At 74.0% G+C, this 19237-nt stretch carries 17 protein-coding genes; 16 read left to right on the top strand and 1 reads right to left on the bottom strand.

Annotated elements, in window-relative coordinates; translation table 11 throughout:
- Positions 1-212: 212 nt before the first annotated feature.
- The 4 genes from AC1Q5D_RS12545 (at position 213) to AC1Q5D_RS12530 (ending at position 3595) form a co-directional block, all read left to right on the top strand.
- Positions 213-800 (top strand): ATP-dependent Clp protease proteolytic subunit, encoded by a 588-nt coding sequence (locus AC1Q5D_RS12545; protein WP_481738817.1) that lies wholly within the window; start codon positions 213-215, stop codon positions 798-800.
- A gap of 47 nt (positions 801-847) precedes the next feature.
- Complete coding sequence (locus tag AC1Q5D_RS12540; RefSeq protein ID WP_481738795.1) at positions 848-1507, top strand: ATP-dependent Clp protease proteolytic subunit; 660 nt, start codon at positions 848-850, stop codon at positions 1505-1507.
- 133 nt (positions 1508-1640) lie between these two features.
- A complete protein-coding gene (gene clpX, locus AC1Q5D_RS12535; protein WP_481738794.1) occupies positions 1641-2936 on the top strand; it encodes an ATP-dependent Clp protease ATP-binding subunit ClpX in 1296 nt (431 codons plus the stop codon).
- Positions 2937-2980: 44 nt separating this feature from the next.
- Positions 2981-3595, top strand: a complete 615-nt coding sequence (locus tag AC1Q5D_RS12530; RefSeq protein ID WP_481738793.1) for a mycothiol-dependent nitroreductase Rv2466c family protein — start codon at positions 2981-2983, stop codon at positions 3593-3595.
- Positions 3596-4034: 439 nt separating this feature from the next.
- On the opposite strand, the gene valS is transcribed toward AC1Q5D_RS12530, so the two are convergent.
- Positions 4035-6665 carry a valine--tRNA ligase gene (valS, locus tag AC1Q5D_RS12525; protein WP_481738792.1) on the bottom strand — a complete coding sequence of 877 codons (2631 nt, stop codon included), beginning with the start codon at positions 6663-6665 and terminating at the stop codon, positions 4035-4037.
- Between the two features lie 92 nt (positions 6666-6757).
- Between valS and AC1Q5D_RS12520 the strand changes: the two genes are divergently transcribed.
- From AC1Q5D_RS12520 to AC1Q5D_RS12465, 12 genes are all read left to right on the top strand, one after another.
- Entirely contained in the window at positions 6758-7114 is a 357-nt protein-coding gene (locus AC1Q5D_RS12520; protein ID WP_481738791.1) for a DUF488 domain-containing protein, read from the top strand.
- 43 nt (positions 7115-7157) lie between these two features.
- Entirely contained in the window at positions 7158-7931 is a 774-nt protein-coding gene (locus AC1Q5D_RS12515) for an SDR family oxidoreductase (RefSeq protein ID WP_481738790.1), read from the top strand.
- On the top strand, positions 7931-8644 hold the full coding sequence (locus AC1Q5D_RS12510; RefSeq protein WP_481738789.1) for a sirohydrochlorin chelatase: 714 nt from the start codon (positions 7931-7933) through the stop codon (positions 8642-8644). Before AC1Q5D_RS12515 ends, AC1Q5D_RS12510 begins: the two co-directional genes overlap by 1 nt.
- A 92-nt stretch (positions 8645-8736) precedes the next feature.
- The gene (locus AC1Q5D_RS12505) at positions 8737-10455 is read left to right on the top strand and encodes a nitrite/sulfite reductase (RefSeq protein WP_481738788.1); all 1719 of its coding nucleotides are present in this window, start codon (positions 8737-8739) and stop codon (positions 10453-10455) included.
- On the top strand, positions 10452-11183 hold the full coding sequence (locus AC1Q5D_RS12500) for a phosphoadenylyl-sulfate reductase (protein ID WP_481738787.1): 732 nt from the start codon (positions 10452-10454) through the stop codon (positions 11181-11183). Before AC1Q5D_RS12505 ends, AC1Q5D_RS12500 begins: the two co-directional genes overlap by 4 nt.
- Before the next feature lie 31 nt (positions 11184-11214).
- A complete protein-coding gene (gene cysD / locus AC1Q5D_RS12495; protein ID WP_481738786.1) occupies positions 11215-12150 on the top strand; it encodes a sulfate adenylyltransferase subunit CysD in 936 nt (311 codons plus the stop codon).
- Positions 12150-13508, top strand: coding sequence for a sulfate adenylyltransferase subunit 1 (locus AC1Q5D_RS12490; protein WP_481738785.1), 1359 nt, complete (start codon positions 12150-12152; stop codon positions 13506-13508). The genes cysD and AC1Q5D_RS12490 overlap by 1 nt, the downstream gene beginning before the upstream one ends.
- Positions 13505-14686: an ABC transporter substrate-binding protein gene (locus AC1Q5D_RS12485; RefSeq protein ID WP_481738784.1), complete on the top strand. Its 1182-nt coding sequence runs from the start codon at positions 13505-13507 to the stop codon at positions 14684-14686. Before AC1Q5D_RS12490 ends, AC1Q5D_RS12485 begins: the two co-directional genes overlap by 4 nt.
- A complete protein-coding gene (locus AC1Q5D_RS12480) occupies positions 14683-15426 on the top strand; it encodes an ABC transporter ATP-binding protein (protein WP_481738783.1) in 744 nt (247 codons plus the stop codon). The genes AC1Q5D_RS12485 and AC1Q5D_RS12480 overlap by 4 nt, the downstream gene beginning before the upstream one ends.
- Positions 15416-16360 carry an ABC transporter permease gene (locus AC1Q5D_RS12475; protein WP_481738782.1) on the top strand — a complete coding sequence of 315 codons (945 nt, stop codon included), beginning with the start codon at positions 15416-15418 and terminating at the stop codon, positions 16358-16360. Before AC1Q5D_RS12480 ends, AC1Q5D_RS12475 begins: the two co-directional genes overlap by 11 nt.
- On the top strand, positions 16357-17616 hold the full coding sequence (cobA, locus tag AC1Q5D_RS12470) for a uroporphyrinogen-III C-methyltransferase (protein ID WP_481738781.1): 1260 nt from the start codon (positions 16357-16359) through the stop codon (positions 17614-17616). Before AC1Q5D_RS12475 ends, cobA begins: the two co-directional genes overlap by 4 nt.
- Before the next feature lie 20 nt (positions 17617-17636).
- Entirely contained in the window at positions 17637-19091 is a 1455-nt protein-coding gene (locus AC1Q5D_RS12465) for an FAD-dependent oxidoreductase (protein WP_481738780.1), read from the top strand.
- Positions 19092-19237 lie beyond the last annotated feature (146 nt).

Here is a 19237-nt window from a genome sequence, read left to right as displayed (position 1 = left end):
AGCGTCCGGGCCGCGCCGGGCGCCGCCGTCGTACCGCGGCCGGGCCGCGCAGGACGCGGCATGCGCCGTCAGCGAACAGCGGCCGGTGCGGGGCGTGGCACCCGCGGCCACCCAGTAATGTCGTGGACAGCAAGAGCGCAGGCGCGCACGGAGTGCGCGCACGGCACCAGGGAGAGGTATCGAGCATGTCCAAGGAATCCCGCACCCCGACCATGGCCACCGTGGACGCGGCCAGCCGCGAGGACTACATCTACAACCGCCTGCTCAAGGAGCGGATCATCTGGCTGGGCACCGAGGTCAGCGACGAGAGCGCCAACGCCATCGCGTCGCAGATGCTCCTGCTCTCCGCCGAGGACCCCGATAAGGACATCTACCTGTACATCAACTCGCCGGGCGGATCCATCACGGCCGGGATGGCCATCTACGACACGATGAACTTCATCCCGAACGACGTCGTGACCGTGGCGACCGGCCTGGCCGCGTCGATGGGCCAGTTCCTGCTGTCCTCGGGCACGAAGGGCAAGCGCTATGCGACGCCCAACGCCCGCATCCTGATGCACCAGCCCTCTGGCGGCATCGGCGGCACGGCCTCGGACATCAAGATCCAGGCCGAGCTGATCCTGCACATGAAGAAGGTCATGTCCGAGCTCACGGCAGAGCAGACCGGACAGAGCCTCGAGACGATCCTGCGCGACAACGACCGCGACAAGTGGTTCACCGCCGAGGAGGGCCTGGAGTACGGCTTCTTCGACAAGATCGCCCAGAACTCCACCACCGTCTCCGGCGGCGGCGGCGTCTAAGCGGGCGCCGCGACAGCATCCACCACACTTCCCAGGAGAGTAGAGACATGAACCCCATTGGTTACGGTGCCGCCGGCGAGATGCCCTCCGCCCGCTACATCCTCCCGCAGTTCGAGGAGCGCACCCCCTACGGCTTCAAGCGCCAGGACCCCTACGCGAAGCTCTTCGAGGACCGCATCGTCTTCCTCGGCTCCCAGGTCGACGACGCCAGCGCCGACGACGTGATGGCGCAGCTGCTGGTCCTCGAGTCCATGGACCCCGAGCGGGACATCACGCTGTACATCAACTCGCCCGGCGGCTCGTTCACGGCGATGACGGCCATCTACGACACGATGCTGTTCGTCCGCCCCCAGATCCAGACGGTCTGCCTGGGCCAGGCGGCCAGCGCCGCCGCCGTCCTGCTCGCGGCGGGCACGCCCGGCAAGCGACTGGCCCTGCCCAACGCGCGCGTCCTCATCCACCAGCCCGCCATGGGCGGTGGCGAGCGCGGCACGGCCACCGACCTGCAGATCCAGGCCGAGGAGGTCATGCGCATGCGCGCCTGGATGGAGACCACGCTGGCCGAGCACTCCAACCGCACCGCCGAGCAGGTGGGCAACGACGTGGAGCGCGACCTGTACATGACCGCCGATCAGGCCCTCGAGTACGGCCTGATCGACGAGGTCCTGACGCCGCGTAAAATGAAGCAGCCGGCACTCGGCGGCTAGCGCGTCCGGGGCGGCCCGGCACGCGAGCGGGCCGCCCTGCGGCGAACCGTCGGCCACCTGGCCTACAGTGGAATGACTCAAGAAATCCGCGCCCCCGGGGCGCGGGCCGCCGACCACGTGAGGGGTCCCCGCCATGGCACGCATGGGTGAAAGCTCCGACCTGCTGAAGTGCTCCTTCTGCGGAAAGAGCCAGAAGCAGGTGCGCAAGCTCATCGCCGGCCCCGGAGTCTACATCTGCACCGAGTGCATCGAGCTCTGCAACGAGATCATCGAGGAGGAGCTGGCCGAGGTCGAGGAGGGCCACGACTTCGAGCTGCCGCGCCCCCGGGAGATCTTCGACTCCCTGCAGGAGTACGTGATCGGGCAGGAGGGCGCCAAGCGGTCCCTCGCGGTCGCCGTGTACAACCACTACAAGCGGATCCAGTCCGGCACCGGGCCGAAGCCGGCCGGCAACCTGGGCGGCGAGGCCGGGGTGCTCGAGGACGTCGAGGTCGCCAAGTCCAACATCCTGCTGATCGGCCCGACCGGCTGCGGCAAGACGTACCTGGCCCAGACGCTGGCCCGGCGCCTCAACGTCCCGTTCGCGGTCGCCGACGCGACGGCGCTGACGGAGGCAGGGTACGTCGGCGAGGACGTCGAGAACATCCTGCTCAAGCTCATCCAGGCCGCCGACTACGACGTCAAGAAGGCCGAGCAGGGCATCATCTACATCGACGAGATCGACAAGATCTCCCGCAAGAGCGAAAACCCCTCCATCACTCGGGACGTCTCGGGCGAGGGCGTGCAGCAGGCGCTCCTGAAGATCCTCGAGGGCACGGTCGCCTCCGTGCCGCCGCAGGGCGGGCGCAAGCACCCCCACCAGGAGTTCCTGCAAATCGACACGACGAACGTGCTGTTCATCGTTGCGGGGGCGTTCGCCGGACTCGAGGAGATCATCGGCTCCCGCGCCGGGCGCAAGGGCATCGGCTTCGGGGCGCCGCTGACGGCGCTCAAGAGCGAGAACGCCTCGTACGGCGACGTCCGGCCCGAGGACCTGCTCAAGTTCGGCCTCATCCCCGAGTTCATCGGCCGCCTTCCCGTCATCACCACCGTCGAGAGCCTGGACCGCGAGGCTCTGGTCCAGATCCTCACGGAGCCGAAGAACGCGCTGGTCAAGCAGTACCAGAAGATGTTCAAGATCGACGGCGTCGACCTCGTGTTCGAGCGCGACGCGCTCGAGGCGATCGCCGACATGGCCTTGGAGCGAGGCACCGGAGCGCGCGGCCTGCGCGCCATCCTGGAGGAGACGCTGGGCGAGGTCATGTTCGACCTGCCCGACCGCGAGGACATCGCGGAGGCCGTCATCACCCGGGAGGTCGTGATGGAGGGCGCGAAGCCGACCCTCGTCCCGCACGAGACCGCCGAAAAGCGCCGCCACAAGTCCGCCTAGGACCGCATCCGCGGCCGGGCGCCCACCACAAGAGAGAGGCCCACGTGCCGGAAAACACCCGCGTCGACTTCTGGTTCGACCCCATCTGCCCCTTCGCCTGGGCCACGTCCCGGTGGATCCTCGAGGTCGAGAAGGTGCGCCCGATCGAGGTGCGCTGGCACGTGATGAGCCTCGCGGTCCTCAACGAGGGGCGGGACCTGCCGGAGGACTACCGGCGCAGCATGGACAACGCCTGGGGCCCCGTCCGCGTGCTGATCAAGGCGGCACGCGAGCACGGACAGGAGGTGCTCGCGCCGCTGTACACGGCCATGGGGGAGCAGTTCCACCACGAGGGCCTCGACGACCGGGAGCAGGTGGTCCGCACCGCGCTGGAGCGGACGGGCCTGCCGGCCGGGCTCGCCGACGCCTACGGCGCGGACGCCGAGGACGACGAGCTGCGCGCCAGCCACGAGGAGGGCATCTCGAAGGTGGGCCAGGACGTCGGGACCCCCGTGCTGGCCCTGGACGGGACCGCGTTCTTCGGCCCCGTCATCACGCGGGTGCCCACGGGCGAGGAAGCCGGGCGGGTGTTCGACGGCGCCGTCGCCCTGGCCTCCTACCCGTACTTCTTCGAACTGAAGCGCTCGCGCACCGAGTCGCCGACGTTCGACCAGCAGTAGCCGGTATCGCAGCGGCGTCAAGTGCCGCACACCACAAGGCCCCCGCCCCGATCCTGTGCATGTCACACCGAATCGCGGCGGGGGCCTTGTGCTCCAGGACGCCCAGGCGTAGAACTATGGGTACGCATCCCCCATAAGGATGCGGGAACGGAACCCCAACTCCACAGAGACGCAACGGGAACACGCTTCCCGGAACGGCCACCAGTAGCGGGATGGCAAGACCTGTAGGACACGGAGACCGTTCGGTGAGGTCATTCGAACCGCTACGACCAAACCAGATGAGTCGAAGCCCCTCCGACGCGGACAACGCCGAAGGGGCTTCCCCTCGTTAAGGACCGCGGCTCGTTGAGGACCGCGGCGCCGCGGGGCCGGGCCCGGCCGGACGCTCTGGGCCGGCGGACGGCCCGGGCCGGCGGACGGAGCCGCCGGCCCGAAGCGGCTACTTGGCCGGCTCGTCCACGGCGGCGAGTTCGACCGCCGTGACCGAGAGTTCGCCCTCGCCCTCGCCCTCGACCAGGGTCAGGTCCCGCGCATTGCCGGCGGCCAACAGGTCGCCGAGTCCGGCCCGGACCTGCTCCAGCTGCACGGCCGGAGCCGTCACCGTTCCGCCGAGCACCTCGGTGCGCTGCTTGACCTTGGCCTCCGACTTGGCCTTGCGGATGCCGCCGAGGGCCGCGCCGACGGTCGGCAGGACCCCGGGATCGGCGCCCTCGACAGCCCCGGCCAGGTGCGCCGCCGTCGGCCACGGGGCGCGGTGGACGGAGCCGGAGCGCCACCAGCCCCAGACCTCCTCCGTCGCGAACGGCAGGAACGGCGCGAACAGCCGCAGCACCGCGTCCAGGGTCGTCGCCAGCGTGGCCAGGACGGACGCCCGCTCGGCGTCGCCGCGGGCCCCGTAGGCGCGGTCCTTGACCAGTTCCACGTAGTCGTCGGTGAAGGACCAGAAGAACGACTCGGTCAGGTCCAGGGCCCGGGCGTAGTCGTAGGCCTCGAAGGCGCGCGTCGAGTCCTCCACGACCTGCGCCAGGCGGGCCAGCAGCGAGCGGTCCAGGCCGTTGGACACGACCGACGGGTCCCCCTCGAGGACGTCCGACGCCGTGGCGCCGAGGTTCAGGACGAACTTCGAGGCGTTGAGGATCTTGATCGCCAGGCGGCGGCCGATCTTCATCTGCGCCACCTCGTAGGCCGTGTCCGCGCCGAGCTTCGCGCTGGCCGCCCAGTACCGCACCGCGTCGGCGCCGAACTGCTCCAGCACGTCCGTGGGCACGACGACGTTGCCCTTCGACTTGGACATCTTCTTCCGGTCCGGGTCCAGGATCCAGCCGGAGATCGCGGCGTGCTTCCACGGGACGCACCCGTGCAGGGCGTCGCCGCGGACCACGGTGGAGAAGAGCCACGTGCGGATGATGTCGTGGCCCTGGGGCCGCAGGTCGAACGGGAAGACCTTCGCGAAGAAGTCCTCGTCGCGGCTCCAGCGGCCCACGATCTGGGGGGTGAGCGACGACGTGGCCCATGTGTCGAACACGTCCGGGTCGCCCATGAAGCCGCCCGGCTGGTTGCGCTGGGACTCGTCGTAGCCGGGCGCGGTGTCCGCCGCCGGGTCGACCGGCAGCATGTCGCCGGTGGGCAGGACGGGGCGGTCGTAGTCGGGCTCGCCGGCGTCGTCCAGCGGGTACCAGACCGGGATCGGCACGCCGAAGAAGCGCTGGCGGGAGACCAGCCAGTCCCCGTTGAGCCCCTCGACCCAGTTGGTGTAGCGCGAGCGCATGAACGCGGGGTGGAAGTCGATCTCCCCGCCGCGGGTGATCAGCCGCTGGCGGCGGTCGGCGTCGCGGCCCCCGTTGCGGATGTACCACTGGCGGGAGGTGACGACCTCGAGCGGCTTGTCGCCCTTCTCGAAGAAGTTCACCGGACGCGTGGTCTGCTTCGGCTCGCCGTCAAGGAGGCCGCCCTCGGTGAGCAGCTCGACGACGGCCTCCTTGGCGGAGAAGACCGTCTTGCCCGCGAGCCGCGAGTAGGCCTCCGCGCCGGACGGGTCCGTGATCCACTCCGGGGTCTCGGCCGACAGGCGGCCGTCACGGCCGACGATGGCGCGGGTGGGCAGGGAAAGCTCGCGCCACCACGTCACGTCGGTCAGGTCGCCGAAGGTGCACACCATGGCGATGCCCGAGCCCTTGTCCGGCTGGGCCAGCGGGTGGGCGTGGACGGTCACGTCGACGCCGAACAGCGGGGAGCGGACGGTCTTGCCGAACAGGTGGGCGTAGCGCTCGTCCTCCGGGTGGGCGACGAGGGCCGCGCACGCGGGCAGCAGCTCCGGGCGGGTGGTCTCGATGTGCACCTGCTCGCCGTCCGCCGCGGTGAACGCGTAGCGGTAGTAGGCGCCCGGCATCTCGCGGTCCTCGAGCTCGGCCTGGGCGACCGCGGTGCGGAACGTCACGTCCCACAGCGTCGGGGCCTCCGCCATATAGGCGTCGCCCGCGTCGAGGTGCTTCAGGAACGCGCGCTGGGACACGCTGCGCGAGGTGTCGTCGATCGTGCGGTAGGTCAGGTCCCAGTCGACGGACAGCCCCAGCGTCGTGAACAGGTGCTCGAAGACCTTCTCGTCCTCGACGGCGAGCCGTTCGCACAGTTCGATGAAGTTCCTGCGGGACACGGCGTCCCAGTCGCGCTGGTTCTTCGCGGGCTGCGCCGGCGGCTGGTACTCGGGATCGTACGGGACGGCGGGGTCGCAGCGGACGCCGAAGTAGTTCTGCACGCGCCGCTCGGTCGGCAGCCCGTTGTCGTCCCAGCCCATCGGGTAGAACACGTTCTTGCCGAGCATGCGCCGCTGGCGCGCCAGCACGTCCGTCTGCGTGTAGGAGAACATGTGGCCCACGTGCAGGGAGCCCGAGGCGGTCGGCGGCGGCGTGTCGATCGAGTAGACGTCGGCGCGGGTCGTGTCCGGGTTGAACCGGTAGGTTCCCTCCTCGCGCCATCGGGCGGAGAGCTTGGCCTCCAGGCCCTCGAGGGCGGGCTTGTCGGGGACGGTCGCGGAAGCGGGCGTGTCTGTGCCCTGCAAGTGGTCAGCCATGGGTTCCATTCTTCCACGCGGCCCGCCCCGCGCCCGAAACGGGCCTCCCGCCGGGCTTGCCCGCGCCGGGGCCGCGGGACCTACCATGCGGGATGGGCGAGATCAGACTCCTGCGCGCCTACGACGCGCCCGACGGGGGATTCCGGATCCTGGTCGACCGGCTGTGGCCGCGCGGCCTGGCCAAGGCGGACGCCGAGATCGACGACTGGGCGCGGGACGCCGCGCCGAGCACGGAACTCCGCCGCTGGTTCGGGCACGAGGCCGGCAGGTTCGCGGAGTTCCGGGACCGCTACCTGCACGAGCTCGAGGACGGGCCGGCCGCGGACGGCGCCGTCCGGCTCGCCGGCCTGGCCGCGGAGCACCCGGACACGGTCCTCGTCTACGCGGCGCGCGACCGGGAACGGAACCACGCCGTCGTCCTGCGCGAGCACCTGCTCGGCCGCGCGTAACGTGCCGGGCGCCGGGGCGCGGCGCGCCGGTAGCGTGGTGGCCATGACCACCACCAACGCCCTGCCCGAGCCCGCCCGCGCCGCCGTCGTCACCGGGGCCTCGTCCGGGATCGGCGAGGCCACCGTCCGCCTCCTGCGCCAGCGCGGCTGGCGCGTGATCGCCGTCGCCCGCCGCGCCGAGCGCCTCGACGCGCTCGCGGCGGAGACGGGCGCCGTCCCGGTCGCCGCCGACATCGCGGAGGACGACGGCGTCGCCCGCGTGCTGGCGGCCGCCGAGCAGGCGGGCGGCGTCGACTCCCTCGTGAACATCGCCGGCGGGGCCCGCGGCACCGAGCGGCTCGCCGACGCCCGGGCGGAGGACTGGGACTGGATGTACCGCACCAACGTCCTGGGCACCATGAAGCTGACCCGGGCCTTCCTGCCGATGCTGCGCGCCGGCGGCCGCGGGACCGTGCTGAACCTCACGTCGACGGCCGCCCTGGCCAGCTACGAGGGCGGGGGCGGCTACAACGCGGCCAAGTCCGCCCAGCGCGCCATGACCGCGGCCCTGCGGCTGGAGGAGGCCGAGCACAACGTGCGCGTCGTGGAGGTCCTGCCCGGCCTGGTGCGGACCGAGGAGTTCTCGCTGCGCCGGCTCGGCGGGGACCGCGAGAAGGCGGAGGCGGTCTACGCCGGCGTGGCCGAGCCGCTGGAGGCCGGCGACGTCGCCGACGTGGTCGCGTACGCCCTGTCGGCGCCGCACCACGTCAACCTGGACGAGATCGTGGTGCGGCCGGTCAAGCAGGCCGCGAACCACAAGCTCATCCGGGACGCCTGATGCGCATCCCGCGCCACGTCGTGGCCTGCGCCCACGGCACGGACGACGCCGAGGGCCGCTCCCTCATCGACGGGCTGCGCGCGGACGTGGCCGCGGTCCTGGCCGCCCGCGGCGCCCGGACCACCGTCCACGAGGCCTACGTGGACGTCCAGCGGCCGGCCCTGGACGAGGTCCTGGCGGCGCTGCCGCCGGGGGAGCCGGCCGTCGTCGCCCCGCTCCTGCTGTCCACGGGCCACCACACGGAGACCGACATCGCCGCGGCCGTGGCCGGCCGGCCCGCGACCGCCGCGGCCGCCCCCATCGGGCCCGACCCGCGCCTCGCCGGCGTCCTCGCCGAGCGGCTGGGCGCCGCCGGGCTGCGGACCGGGGACCGCGTGGTCCTGGCCGCCGCCGGGACCCGCCACCCGCGCGGGGTGGACGAGGTCCGGGCCATGGCGGACCTCCTCGCCCGGCGGACCGGCCATCCCGTCCAGCCCGGCTTCGGCGCCGCGGCCAGCCCCCGCGTCGCGGAGGCCGTGGCGGCCGCCCGCGCCCAGCCCGGCGCGGCCCGCGTCCTCGTCGCCCCGTACCTGCTGGCCCCCGGGTTCTTCCATGCCCGCCTCGCGGCCGCCGGGGCCGACGCCGTGGCGGCGCCCCTGCTGCCGTCCCGACACATTGCGGAATGTGTCGCCGATCGACTCGCCGAGGCCGCGGAGATGACGCCGGGGGACTGATTGCGTCGCCGCATTGAGGGGTGTTGAGCCCGGTTCCGCGGCGATGAAGCGCCGCATTGGACCGCCCCCCGGCCGTCCATACGCTGGCTCGCATGACACCAGCAACGGACACGACGACGGACCGCCGGCCGGCCCGGACGCGGCCTGCGGGCAAGCCCCACGGCCAGTGGAAGGTGGACGGCCGCGAGCCCCTGAACGCCAACGAGGAACTCAAGCGCGCGGACAACGGGCTCAACGTCCGCGAGCGGATCGAGCGCGTCTACGCCCGGGAGGGATTCGACTCCATCCCGGCCGACGATCTGCACGGGCGCTTCCGGTGGTGGGGCCTCTACACCCAGCGCAAGCCGGGGATCGACGGCGGCCGGACGGCCACGCTGGAGCCGCACGAGCTCGAGGACCGCTACTTCATGCTGCGCGTCCGCATCGACGGCGGCGCCCTGACCACCGCGCAACTGCGCGCCATCGCCGCGGTCTCGACCGAATTCGCCCGCGACACGGCCGACATCACGGACCGCCAGAACATCCAGCTCCACTGGGTCGACGTCCGGGACGTCCCCGAGATCTGGCGGCGGCTCGAGGCCGTCGGCCTGCACACGACCGAGGCGTGCGGCGACGTGCCGCGCGTCATCCTGGGCTCGCCCGTCGCCGGCATCGCCGCCGACGAGGTCATCGATCCCACCCCGGTGATCCGCGAGATCGCCGACCGCTTCATCGGCGACCCGGAGCTGGCCAACCTCCCGCGGAAGTTCAAGACCGCCATCACCGGACACCCCGCCCAGGACGTCGTGCACGAGATCAACGACGTGTCCCTCGTCGGGGTGGTCCACCCCGAGCTGGGGCCGGGCTACGACCTCTGGGTCGGCGGCGGCCTCTCCACCACGGCGCGGCTGGCCGAGCGGCTCGGCGCGTTCGTGCCCGAGGAGCACGCCGCCGACGTCTGGCACGGCGTCGTCCGCGTCTTCCGCGACTACGGGTACCGGCGGCTGCGGAACAAGGCCCGCCTGAAGTTCCTCCTCAACGACTGGGGCGCCGAGCGCTTCCGCGAGGTGCTCGAGCAGGAGTACCTCGGCTTCGCCCTGCCGGACGGCCCGCCCCCGCCACGGGCCACGGCGCCCGGCGACCACGTCGGCGTCCACGCCCAGAAGGACGGCCGGTTCTACCTCGGGGCCACGCCCGTCGTGGGCCGCGTCTCCGGGACCCTGCTGGCCCGGTTGGCCGACCTCCTGGAGGCCCACGGCTCCCACCGGCTGCGCACCACCCCGCACCAGAAGCTGCTCGTCCTGGACGTCGAGCCGGAGCGCGTCGAGGCGGTCTCCGCCGGTCTCGAGGAGCTGGGCCTGAGCACCAACCCGTCCGTCTTCCGGCGCTCGACCATCGCCTGCACCGGGCTCGAGTACTGCAAGCTGGCCATCGTCGACACGAAGGACACGGCCACGGCCGCCGTCGCCGCGCTCGAGGAGCGGCTGGCCGACATCGCCGACAGGCTCCCGGCACAGCTGGGCCTGCACGTCAACGGCTGCCCCAACTCGTGCGCGCGGATCCAGACCGCGGACATCGGGCTCAAGGGGCAGCTGCTGCCCGACGGCGACGGCGGGCAGAGCCCGGGCTTCCAGGTCCACCTCGGCGGTGGACTGGCCTCCAGCGAGCGCGGCGAGGCCGGCCTCGGACGGACCGTCCGCGGGCTCAAGGTCACCGCCGACGGGCTCGTCGACTACGTCGAGCGGATCGTGCGCCGCTACGACGCCGGCCACGCGCCGGGGGAGACCTTCGCCGAGTGGAGCCACCGGGCCGATGCCGAGGACCTCACGTGAGCGCGCCCGCCCGCCCCGGCACGCCGGACGACCGCACCGCCGACCGCCTGCGCGCGCTCGCCGAGTCCGGCGCGGACGAGCTCGGGTGGGACGCGCCCGCCGCCGACGTCGTCGCCTGGGGCGCCCGGAACTTCCCGGTGCGCACCGCCGCCGTCGCCTGCTCCATGGCCGACGCGGTCCTGCCGCACCTCGTCGCCGCGCAACTGCCCGGGGTCGACGTGCTGTTCCTGGACACCGGCTACCACTTCCCGGAGACCCGCGCGACCCGCGACGAGGTCGCCCGTGCGCTGGAGGTGCGCGTCGTGGACGTGTTGCCCCGCCGCAGCGTCGCGGAGCAGGACGCCGACCACGGCCCCGACCTGTTCGCCCGCGACCCGGGGCTCTGCTGCCGGCTGCGCAAGGTCGAGCCCCTCGGCGAGGCGCTCGCCGGCTACCAGGCGTGGTTCACGGGAGTGCGCCGGGACGAGGCCCCCACCCGCGCCGGGACCCCGCTGGTCGCGTGGGACGAGGCGCACGGGCTCGTCAAGGTGAACCCCCTGGCCGCGTGGGGGTTCACCGACCTCACCGACTATGCGGCCCGCCACGGCGTGCCCGTGAACCTGCTGTTGCACCACGGCTACCCGTCGATCGGCTGCGCCCCATGCACCCGGCCCGTGGCCGAGGGCGAGGACCCGCGCGCCGGCCGCTGGGCGGGGCTGGCCAAGACCGAATGCGGCATCCACACCTAGGCCCGCGCGCCCCGAGGACAAGAGGACACCCATGACCCAGACCACCACCCCCCGCGCACCAGCGCCCGGCCACCGGCTTCCCGGCGTGCTGGACGCGCTGGAGGCCGAATCCATCCACATCATCCGCGAGGTCGTCGCCGAGTTCGAGCGGCCCGCCATGCTGTTCTCCGGCGGCAAGGACTCCGTCGTCATGCTCCACCTCGCGGCCAAGGCCTTCTGGCCCGCGCGGGTCCCGTTCCCGGTCCTGCACGTCGACACCGGGCACAACTTCCCCGAGGTGCTGGCCTTCCGCGACCGCACGGTCGACCGCCTGGGCCTGCGCCTGGTCGTGGCGGACGTCCAGGGCTACATCGACCGCGGCGAACTCGCGGAGCGCGCCGACGGGACGCGCAATCCGCTGCAGACGACGCCCCTGCTGGACGCCATCGCGGCCCACCGGTTCGACGCGGTCTTCGGCGGCGGGCGCCGCGACGAGGACAAGGCCCGGGCGAAGGAGCGCATTCTGAGCCTGCGCGACGGGTTCGGGCAGTGGGACCCGCGCAACCAGCGGCCGGAGCTGTGGAACCTGTACAACGGGCGGCACCGGCCCGGCGAGCACGTGCGCGCGTTCCCGATCAGCAACTGGACCGAGCTGGACATCTGGCGCTACATCGCCAGGGAGCGGATCGACCTGCCGCCGATCTACTACGCGCACCGCCGACCCGTCTTCCGGCGCGACGGCATGTGGCGCGCCGTCGGGGAGTCCTCCCGGCCGCAGGAGGGCGAGACCGTCGAGGAGCGCACCGTGCGCTACCGGACGGTGGGCGACATGTCCTGCACCGGGGCGGTCCTATCCGGGGCCGCGACGCCCGAGGACGTCGTCCGCGAGGTCGCCGTCTCCACCCTCACCGAGCGCGGCGCCACCCGCGCCGACGACCGCATCTCCGAGGCGGCCATGGAAGACCGCAAGAAGGACGGGTACTTCTGATGAACACGACCCCCACGACCACCGCCGCCCCGGACGCCGCACTGCCCCCTGCCGGGACGCTCTTCCGCTTCGCCACGGCCGGTTCCGTCGACGACGGCAAGTCCACGCTCGTCGGCCGCCTCCTCCACGACGCCAAGGCCATCCTGGCCGACCAGCTCGAGTCCGTGGCCCGGACCTCGGCGGACCGCGGGTTCGGCGGCGGGGCCGGCGGGCTGGACCTGGCCCTGCTCACCGACGGGCTGCGCGCCGAACGCGAGCAGGGCATCACCATCGACGTGGCCCACCGGTACTTCGCCACGCCCCGGCGCACCTTCGTGCTGGCGGACTGCCCGGGCCACGTCCAGTACACGCGCAACACCGTGACGGGGGCCTCGACCGCCGACGCCGTCGTCGTGCTCGTCGACGCCCGCAAGGGCGTCCTGGAGCAGACGCGCCGCCACCTCGGCGTGGTGGCGCTGCTGCGCGTGCCGCACGTCGTCGTCGCCGTCAACAAGATCGACCTCGTCGGCTATTCGGAGGAGGCGTTCACGCGCATCGAGGACGAGGTGCTGCGCGTCGCCGCCGGCCTCGGCCTGGCGGACACCGTCGCGGTGCCCGTCTCCGCGCTCGCCGGGGACAACGTCGTGGAGCGCTCGGCGCACACCGACTGGTACGCCGGCCCGACCCTGCTCGAGCTGCTCGAGACCCTGCCCGGCGCCGACGCCGCCGACGGGCCGGGGGCCGGCCTGCGGTTCCCGGTGCAGGTGGTCCTGCGCCCCCAGGGCGCGCTCGCGCCCGGCCTGGACCCGGAGGCGTTCCGCGACTACCGGGCCTACGCGGGGCAGCTCGTCGAGGGCACCGTGCGCGTGGGCGACCGGGTCGAGGTGCTGGCCCCGGGGCAGGCGCCGCGCACGACGACGGTGGCGGGCATCGACGCGGCCGGTCTGGCGCCGGGGGAGGCGGCGGCTCCGGCCTCGGTCGCGCTGCGCCTCTCCGACGACCTGGACATCGCGCGCGGCGACCTCATCGTGGCGGCCGGGACGGGTCCCGCGCCGTCCACCGGACTCGCGGCCGACGTGTGCTGGTTGTCGGCGCGGCCGCTGCGCCCCGCGGCGCGGGTCCTGGTCAAGCACGGCACGGCCACCGTGCGCGCGCTCGTCGAGTCCGTCGACGGGGCCCTGGACCTGGACACGCTGGCCCTGGCCCCCGCGGCGGAGCTGGCCCTCAACGACATCGGCCGCGTCGTCCTGCGCCTGGCGGCGCCGCTACCGCTGGAACCGTACGCGGAGCACCGGCGGACGGGGGCCTTCCTGGTGATCGACCCGCAGGACGGGCAGACGCTCGCCGCCGGGATGGCCAGGGACGGCGGGACCCCGTGACCCGCCACCGTCCGGTCCCCGCGACCGTCCGCGTCAGCGCGGACGACGCGGCCCGGCCCCGCCGCCGCGGGGCCCTCCTGGCCCTCGCCGCCGCCGGGACCGCCGCGCTGCTCGGCGGGGCGGGCGCGTTCGCGGGGCCCACCCGCAGCTCGGCCACGGGGGCGCCGGGTGCGGCCCCGGCCGGACCCGCCACGCGCCTGCGGTTGGGCTACCTCGGCAACCTCACGCACGCCCCGGCGCTCGTGGCCGTGCGGCGGGGCCTCCTCGACGACGCCCTGGCGTCCGGCGGGGGGACCCGCCTGTCCACGCAGGTGCTCAACGCGGGACCCGCCGCGATCGAGGCACTGAACGCCGGGGCGATCGACGCCGCCTACCTCGGCCCCAACCCCGCGATCAACTCGTTCGTCCGGAGCGGAGGGGCCTCCCTGGTCATCGTGGCGGGCGCGGCCTCCGGCGGCGTGCAGCTCGTGGTCCGGCCCGGCATCGGCCGGCCCGGCCAGCTGGCCGGGGCCGTGCTGGCGACTCCCCAGCTCGGCGGCACCCAGGACGTTGCCCTGCGGACCTACCTCGCCGCCCACGGCCTCGAGGCCCGGCGCGGGGGCCGCGGCGACGTGGCCGTCGCCCCGACGGACAACGCCCAGGCGCTCAAGCTCTTCCAGGCCGGCGCCATCGACGGCGCCTGGGTCCCCGAGCCGTGGGCGTCCCGGATGGTGCTCGAGGCCGGCGGGCGCGTGCTCGTCGACGAACGGGACCTCTGGGACGGCACGCCGGGCGGGGTGCCCGGACGGTTCCCCACCACGGTCCTGGCCGTGGGGCGCGGCTACGCGGCCCGGCACCCGGACACGGTCGCGGCCCTGCTCCAGGGGCACGTTGCGGCCGTGGACTGGCTGCGCCGTGCGCCAGCGGGGCGGGCGGAGGCGGTCCTCAACGCGGCCCTGCACCAGGCCGCCGGCGCGGAACTGCCCGGGCCCGTGATCGGCCGGTCGCTGCGCGGACTGGAGTTCACTGCGGACCCCCTCGCGGCGGCGTTCCCGCGGCTCCTCCGCGACGCTACCGCGGCCGGACTGACCCGCCCGGCGGACCTGCGCGGCCTGTTCGACCTGCGGGCCCTGAACCGGATCCTGGGCGGCACCCCCAGGTTTGTCCCGGCGGCCACCGCCGGGCTGGGGCCGGCATGAGCCCGGGAAGGGACGCGGGCGTGTTGCTGGAGGGGGTGGGCAAGCGCTTCGGAGGGGGCCCGCCCGTGCTCGACGGCGTCACCGCGGCGATCGCGCCGGGCGAGTTCGTGGCCCTGCTCGGGGCGTCGGGTTGCGGCAAGTCCACCCTGCTGAACATCATCGCCCGCCTCGAGCGCCCCACCTCGGGCGCCCTGGAGGTCCCCGCCGACGGGGCGGCCTTCATGTTCCAGGAGGCGGCCCTCTACCCGTGGCTCACGGCCCGCGCCAACGTCGAGCTGGCGTTGCGGCTGCGGGGCGCCGGCCGCCTCGAACGGCGCGCCCGGGCCACCGAACTGCTCGAGCTCGTCCGGCTCGGCGGGGCGGGGGAGAAGCGCCCCCACGAGCTCTCCGGCGGCATGCGCCAGCGGGTCGCGCTGGCCCGGGCCCTGGCCCAGGACCGCCCCCTGCTGCTGATGGACGAGCCGTTCGCCGCGCTCGACGCCATCACCCGCGACCTGCTGCACGAGGAGCTGGAACGCATCTGGCGCGAGACCGGCCGCACGGTCGTCTTCGTCACCCACAACGTCCAGGAGGCCGTCCGGCTCGGCCAGCGCGTGCTCCTGCTCTCCTCGAGGCCGGGCCGCGTCGTCCACGAGTGGGCCGTGCCCGACCTGGCCCGCACCGACCCGGCCGCCGCCGCAGGCCTGGCCGCCGACATCACCACCCGACTCAGGCAGGAGATCCGCCGCCATGGCACCTAACGCCACCGGAACCGAGGCACCGCCCCGGCCGACCCCGTCCGGCGCCTCCGCGCCGCGGCCCGCCGGGGCCCGCCCCGCCCCGCCGGACGACCTCCGCGCCCTCGGCGCCGGGCTGGACGCCCTCCAGGCAGGCCCCGCCCCGCGGTCCCGCGACTGGGACCGCGTCCTGCTGCCGGCCGCGGCCGTCGGGCTCCTGCTGTCGGCGTGGCACGCGGCCGCCGCGCTCGGCCCCGCGCGCCCGGACCTGTTCCCGGGCCCGCTGGACGTCCTGGCCGCCTCCGGCGCGCTGTGGCAGCAGGGGCTGCTCCAGGAGTCCGTGGCCACGTCGCTGCAGCGCGGGATCGCCGGCTTCGCGGTCGCGGCCGCGCTCGGGACGCCGCTGGGGCTGCTGCTCGGCCGGGTGCGCACGCTGCGCCGGGCCCTCGGCCCGCTCGTCTCGGGGCTGCAGGTCCTGCCCTCGGTCGCCTGGGTGCCCGCGGCCATCCTCTGGTTCGGCCTCACCGACGCGACCGCGTACTTCGTCGTCCTCCTGGGCGCCACGCCGTCGATCGCCAACGGGCTCGTGGCCGGCATCGACCAGATCCCGCCCCACCAGCTGCGGATGGGCCGGGTCCTGGGCGCCTCCCGCGTGCAGACGGCCCTGCGGATCGTGCTGCCCGCCGCCCTGCCCGGCTATGTGGCCGGGCTCCGGCAGGGCTGGGCGTTCTCGTGGCGGTCCCTGATGGCCGCGGAGATCATCGCCGTCGGCGGCACCATGGGCTTCGGCCTCGGGTCCCTCCTCGACCAGGGCCGCAGCCTCTCGGACCTCGCCGTGGTGGTCTCCGCCGTGCTGGTCATCCTCGCCGTCGGCATCCTCGTCGAGCTGGCGGCGTTCGGTCCCGCCGAGCGCGGGCTGCTGCGGCGCCGCGGACTGGCCGGAGGGGATGCGCCGTGAACGCCGGAACCGCCTTCCCCGTGTCCCTCCGGCTGCTGGGCAAGCCGGTGCTCGTCGTCGGCGGCGGCGCGGTCTCCGGGCGCAGGGCCCGGGCCCTGCTCGACGCCGGGGCGGACGTCACGCTGGTGGCCCCCGAGGCCGGCCCGGAGGTCCGCAGGCTCGCCGCGGAGGGCCTGGTCCGCTGGGTCCGCCGCGGCTACCGGACGGCGGACCTCGAGGGGGCGTGGCTCGTGCACACGGCCACCGGCGACCCCGCCGTCGACTCCCGCGTGGCCGCGGAGGCGGCGGACCGGCGGCTCTGGTGCGTCGACGCCGCCGACGCAGCCGCGTCGAGCGCCTGGGTGCCGGCGACCGGACACGCCGACGACGTCGCCGTCGCCGTCAACGCCGGCGGAGACCCCCGGCGCGCCGCGGCGCTGCGCGACGCGATCGTGGAGGAGCTGCTCACCGGGCGGCTGCCGCTGCGGCGCCACCGGCGGCGGCCGGCGGCCGCCGGACGCGTCGCCCTCGTCGGCGGGGGGCCCGGGGCCGAGGGCCTCATCACCACCCGGGGGCGCCAGCTGCTGGCGGAGGCCGACGTCGTGGTCGCCGACCGGCTCGGCCCCCGCGGCCTGCTGGAGGGGCTCGACGCCGGCGTGCGCGTCGTCGAGGTCGGCAAGGCCCCGGGCCGGCACCTCGCCGACCAGGCCGAGATCAACCGGATCCTGGTCCGGGAGGCCCAGGCCGGGAACCTCGTGGTCCGGCTCAAGGGCGGAGACCCGTTCGTCCTCGGCCGCGGCGGCGAGGAGGCGCTGCATTGCCGTGCCCACGGCGTGGACGTGGAGGTGGTTCCGGGAGTGACCAGCGCGGTCTCCGTGCCGGCCGCGGCGGGCATCCCTGTCACCCACCGCGGCCTGGCCGCCGGCTTCACCGTGGCCACGGGCCACGAGGAGCTTGCGGCCCTGCCCGCCCGGCCGGACCACACGCTGGTCCTGCTGATGGGCGTGCGTCGCCTCGCTGAAACCACGGCCCTGCTGCGCGGGCGCGGGCTCGACCCCGCGACCCCGGCCGCCGTCATCGAGCGCGGCTGGACCCCCACCCAGCGCGTCACCATCGGCACGCTGGCCTCGATCGCAGCCCAGGCGCAGCGCGTCGGCGTCGCCAACCCGGCCGTCATCGTCGTCGGCGACGTCGTCCGCCTCAGCCCGTACGCGGCCGCGACCCCGGAGGCCGCCGCCGCGGAACACCCGGCGGCGGCCGCCGCCACCCCGTCATGAACCAACCGAAGGAGCACCCCATGAGCACCACCCCAGCACCGGGCCACCGGTTCGCCGAGCGCCCCCTGCGCGTCGCCGTCGTCGGCGCGGGCCCGGCGGGCGTCTACGCGGCCGACATCCTGACGAAGGCCGAGCGCGACTTCGGGGTCTCGATCGACCTCTTCGACCGCTACCCGGCCCCGTACGGGCTGATCCGCTACGGGGTCGCCCCGGACCACCCCCGGATCAAGGGCATCGTCAACGCCCTGCACAAGGTCCTGGACCGCGGCGACATCCGCTTCTTCGGCAACGTGGACTACGGCACGGACCTGTCACTGGCCGACCTGCGCCACCACTACGACGCGGTGGTTTTCGCGACCGGCGCGCTGCGGGACGCCGACCTGAACATCCCGGGCGTCGAGCTGGAGGGCTCCTTCGGGGCCGCGGACTTCGTGTCCTGGTACGACGGGCACCCGGACGTGCCGCGCGAGTGGCCGCTGGAGGCCAAGGACGTCGCGGTCATCGGCAACGGCAACGTGGCCCTGGACGTGGCCCGGGTGCTGTCCAAGCACGCCGACGACCTGCTCTCCACGGAGATCCCGGAGAACGTGTACGCGGGGCTGAAGGCCTCGCCGGTGACGGACGTGCACGTCTTCGGCCGCCGCGGGCCGGCCCAGGTGAAGTTCACGCCCCTGGAGCTGCGCGAGCTCAGCCACAGCCGGGACGTGGACATCGTCCTGTACCCGGAGGACTTCGAGTTCGACGAGGCCTCCGACGCGGCGATCAAGTCCAACAACCAGGTCAAGACCATGGTCGGGACCCTGACCAATTGGCTCGTGGAGCAGGAGGAGCGCCCGGAGGGGACTGGTGCCTCCCGGCGCCTGCACCTGCACTTCCTGCACTCCCCGGTCGAGGTCCTGGGCGAGGACGGGAAGGTGGCGGGCATGCGCTTCGAGCGCCAGGAGCTCGACGGCACCGGCACCGTGCGCGGCACCGGCGAGATGGTGGACTACCCGGTCCAGGCCGTCTACCGGGCGATCGGCTACTTCGGCTCCGCGGTCGACGGCGTCGGGTACGACGGGCGCACCGGGACCATCCCGAACGACGGCGGCCGCGTCCTCGGACCGGACGGTGAACCGGTGCCGGGGCTGTACGCGACCGGGTGGATCAAGCGCGGCCCCGTGGGCCTGATCGGCCACACCAAGGGCGACGCCCTCGAGACCATCTCGCACCTGCTCGACGACCTCGGGCAGGTGCCGACCGCGGCCGACCCGGACCCCGCGTCCGTGCCCGGGCTCCTCGAATCCCGCGGCACCGCGTACACCACGTGGCAGGGCTGGCTGGCCCTGGACGCGCACGAGCGGGCCCTCGGCGAGGCCGCCGGGACCGTGCAGACCCCCGCGGGCGGGACCACGCGCGAGCGCGTGAAGGTCGTTTCCCGGGACGAGATGGTCGCCGTCTCCCGGGACGCCGAGCCGGTCTCCTCCGGCGCGTAGCCGGCCGGGTCCCGGCGCCGGCCCGTCCCGGTGCGCCGGCGCCGGGCACGCCCGGGCACCCGGATCAGCTAGACTGGGAAACACCAGCGAGGACCCGGCCATCACCGGCGAGCTTCCGGAAGAAAGGCCCCTGCGGGGCCCGGTAG

It is taken from the genome of Arthrobacter paludis (assembly GCF_056782315.1).
The sequence above is the reverse complement of the archived record's forward strand: the minus strand, read 5'-3'. Positions and strand labels throughout refer to the sequence as shown.

What these genes read in the sequence shown, in the direction of transcription:
- cysD (WP_481738786.1), top strand. Translation starts at nt 11,215, where the DNA reads ATGACCCAGACCACCACCCCCCGCGCACCAGCGCCCGGCCACCGGCTT.
- AC1Q5D_RS12490 (WP_481738785.1), top strand. Translation starts at nt 12,150, where the DNA reads ATGAACACGACCCCCACGACCACCGCCGCCCCGGACGCCGCACTGCCC.
- clpX (WP_481738794.1), top strand. Translation starts at nt 1,641, where the DNA reads ATGGCACGCATGGGTGAAAGCTCCGACCTGCTGAAGTGCTCCTTCTGC.
- AC1Q5D_RS12480 (WP_481738783.1), top strand. Translation starts at nt 14,683, where the DNA reads ATGAGCCCGGGAAGGGACGCGGGCGTGTTGCTGGAGGGGGTGGGCAAG.
- AC1Q5D_RS12540 (WP_481738795.1), top strand. Translation starts at nt 848, where the DNA reads ATGAACCCCATTGGTTACGGTGCCGCCGGCGAGATGCCCTCCGCCCGC.
- AC1Q5D_RS12465 (WP_481738780.1), top strand. Translation starts at nt 17,637, where the DNA reads ATGAGCACCACCCCAGCACCGGGCCACCGGTTCGCCGAGCGCCCCCTG.
- AC1Q5D_RS12475 (WP_481738782.1), top strand. Translation starts at nt 15,416, where the DNA reads ATGGCACCTAACGCCACCGGAACCGAGGCACCGCCCCGGCCGACCCCG.
- AC1Q5D_RS12510 (WP_481738789.1), top strand. Translation starts at nt 7,931, where the DNA reads ATGCGCATCCCGCGCCACGTCGTGGCCTGCGCCCACGGCACGGACGAC.
- AC1Q5D_RS12505 (WP_481738788.1), top strand. Translation starts at nt 8,737, where the DNA reads ATGACACCAGCAACGGACACGACGACGGACCGCCGGCCGGCCCGGACG.
- AC1Q5D_RS12520 (WP_481738791.1), top strand. Translation starts at nt 6,758, where the DNA reads ATGGGCGAGATCAGACTCCTGCGCGCCTACGACGCGCCCGACGGGGGA.
- AC1Q5D_RS12545 (WP_481738817.1), top strand. Translation starts at nt 213, where the DNA reads ATGGCCACCGTGGACGCGGCCAGCCGCGAGGACTACATCTACAACCGC.
- valS (WP_481738792.1), bottom strand. Translation starts at nt 6,665, where the DNA reads ATGGCTGACCACTTGCAGGGCACAGACACGCCCGCTTCCGCGACCGTC.
- AC1Q5D_RS12515 (WP_481738790.1), top strand. Translation starts at nt 7,158, where the DNA reads ATGACCACCACCAACGCCCTGCCCGAGCCCGCCCGCGCCGCCGTCGTC.